We start from the raw sequence: 2,611 nt of genomic DNA, 5'->3' as shown, positions 1-2,611 counted from the left end.
CTTCTACAACATAATAAAAAGACGGAGAAATCTCCGTCTTTTTATTATGCAAACATTTTAAATACGCCTACCGCATTTAAAAATACGATAATTACAGTTACCGGAATAACATAACGAAGTAAGAAGAACCAAATGTTAAATAATGTTTTCCCTTTCGTTTCCGTAACTTCTAATTCTTTCATTAATAACTCTTTACTCATTTTATTTGGTACGAATAGCGAAATGGCTAGTACTCCGAGTGGCAGTAACACATTACTTACCGAAAAATCGACGAAATCAAAGAATGTCTTACCAAATATTTTCACATCACTCATAATTCCAAACGATAACGCTGATGGAATTCCAACTGCAAAAATAAGAATACCAATTAATAACGAAGCTGACGGACGCTTCTTCTCATTATCTTTCGCAACAGATGCTACTACAATTTCAAGCATTGAAATCGCAGATGTTAAAGTCGCAAAGAAGAATAAAACTAAAAACATAATGAAGAAAAATTGTCCAAATGGAATTTTCGCAAAGACAGCAGGAAGAACGATAAACAGTAGCCCTGGTCCTTCTGTCGGTTTAACTCCTAATGCGAAAATCGCCGGAAAAATCGCTAATCCTGCAAGTACTGTAACAAATACAGTTAAACTTACAATAGATGTTGCTGATTTAGCTAAATGCTCTTCTTTCTTTAAATACGAACTATACGTTACCATTACCGAGGCACCTACCGTTAGTGAGAAGAAAGATTGTCCCATCGCATATAAAATCGTATCTGCTGTAAGCTTTGAAAAATCTGGTTTTAAGAAGAACTCTACCCCAGCCATAGCACCATCAAGTGTTAACGCACGAATAATGATAGCAATAAATAAAATGAATAATAGCGGCATCATGTACTTACTTGCCTTTTCTATGCCTTTTTCCACACCTTTACTAACAACAAAAATGGTACAAAGCATAAAGATGAATTGCGCCCCAATCGCACTTACTGGATTTGCAATTGTTTCAGCAAACAATTGCCCATAATCGACTACTCCGTTCCAGAAACCACCTGTGACACTATAGTATAAATAAAGTAAAATCCATCCACCTACAACACTATAAAAAGATAGTACGCTAAAACAAGTAACAACCCCCATACGACCAATCCAAGGATATAACTTGCTATTTGGTACTAATACTTTATAAGCTGTAACTGCCTCTTTTTGAGTACTACGGCCAATAACAAATTCAGCTACAAGAAGAGGCATACCAATAAATATAGTTAATAGTAAGAATACAAGGAAGAATGCGCCTCCCCCGCCATTACCTGCAACATATGGAAACTTCCATATTGCCCCAAGACCTACTGCGGCTCCCGCTGCTGCGAGTACAAAGCCTATTTTCGACGTCCATTGCTGTGTTTCTTTCATTATAATTTCTCCTTTTCTGAATATTATAACTTTTATCAATTATACACTTTCATTTCATACTCGCACACCTCCTTTAGAAAATAAAAAAGTCCCCTACACGCAAATATGCATGTAGAGGACGATATATGTAATAGAATACCGTGGTACCACCTCAATTGGATCAATAAATCCCACTTGTTCAGGTACAGGAAAATTCCGATACCCTATCCTTTTAACGGCGGAACCCGGGTTGCCTACTGCAATGTTCAGCATACCTCTCGCAAGCCCATTCTGTATATTTTATCGTACCGGGCTCACACCTTACCCCAGCTCTCTGAACGCATCAAATATACGTACTCTTCTTGCTCATCGATTTCATCTTTTGAAGTTACTTGTGATTATAAATTATATTCTTATAGTTGTAAAGCACAATTTATTCATTATCCTATATGAACCTTTCTCTCTAATTCTTGTAAAAACAATTCTCTTTTTTCTCCATTTAGAACATATACTGACTTTAATACTTCTTGTAATAATATATTTCTCTGCCGCTTATCTACTTGTAATTCTTTCACTTTTATTCTTACTTCATATAAAAAATCAAGATACGTTTCATATGTCTCATCATATTTATTTGCGATATCGTCACGAATTTTTTTTGCCAGTTTCGGACTTGCTCCTCCTGTAGAAACAGCTACATTAAGCAAACCACGATGAAACGCCGCCGGAAAATGAACATTTCCACTTTCCGGATTCGTAATAACATTTACCAATTGATTTACCGAGGCATCTTCAGCAATTTGTTCATTTAGTACCGAATTGCTAGTCGCTGCAACTACTAAAAAAGCATCTTTAATATCACTTTTCTCATACTCTCTTTGATACCAACGAATTTGCTTTTCTTCTACAAGTTTCACTAAATTTGCATCTAATTCTGTACTTACCACAACAATATCCGCACCTTGTTTTAGTAAAGGAATAATTTTAAACCCTGCTACTTTCCCTCCACCAATGACAACAACACGTTTCTTATCAACTCGCACTGTAAGTGGATACATATTGATCTCCCTTCAATATTTCCTCTGTTTTCTGAATTAACATCTCTCGAAACGCTACATTCTTTCCTAAATATGGACTTATTTTTATCTCTTCCGACTCATATTGACGCACTTCTTCCTCAACATGTTTCATGAGTAAGCCTGTAAATAATAAGTAAGGTAACACAACAATGT

The 2,611-nt window shown here is 35.8% G+C and carries 3 protein-coding genes and 1 other annotated feature; all 3 genes read right to left on the bottom strand.

Translation table 11 applies throughout. The annotated features are described in order from the left end of the window. Positions 1 to 44: 44 nt before the first annotated feature. A complete protein-coding gene (locus tag AC1DTM_RS22345) occupies positions 45 to 1,400 on the bottom strand; it encodes a sodium-dependent transporter (protein ID WP_133059480.1) in 1,356 nt (451 codons plus the stop codon). Between the two features lie 111 nt (positions 1,401 to 1,511). After that, positions 1,512 to 1,758, bottom strand: a binding site (T-box leader). Positions 1,759 to 1,819: 61 nt separating this feature from the next. Further along, positions 1,820 to 2,437, bottom strand: a complete 618-nt coding sequence (locus AC1DTM_RS22340; RefSeq protein ID WP_088098858.1) for an NAD(P)-binding protein — start codon at positions 2,435 to 2,437, stop codon at positions 1,820 to 1,822. Next, positions 2,412 to 2,611 (bottom strand): CbiX/SirB N-terminal domain-containing protein (locus AC1DTM_RS22335; protein ID WP_477000905.1); only part of this gene is annotated, 200 nt, incomplete at its 5' end. The genes AC1DTM_RS22340 and AC1DTM_RS22335, both read right to left, overlap by 26 nt.

The organism is Bacillus sp. P4_D3 (genome assembly GCF_056401855.1).
This window is presented reverse-complemented; position numbering and strand designations above follow the sequence as displayed.

What these genes read in the sequence shown, in the direction of transcription:
- AC1DTM_RS22345 (WP_133059480.1), bottom strand. Translation starts at nt 1,400, where the DNA reads ATGAAAGAAACACAGCAATGGACGTCGAAAATAGGCTTTGTACTCGCA.
- AC1DTM_RS22340 (WP_088098858.1), bottom strand. Translation starts at nt 2,437, where the DNA reads ATGTATCCACTTACAGTGCGAGTTGATAAGAAACGTGTTGTTGTCATT.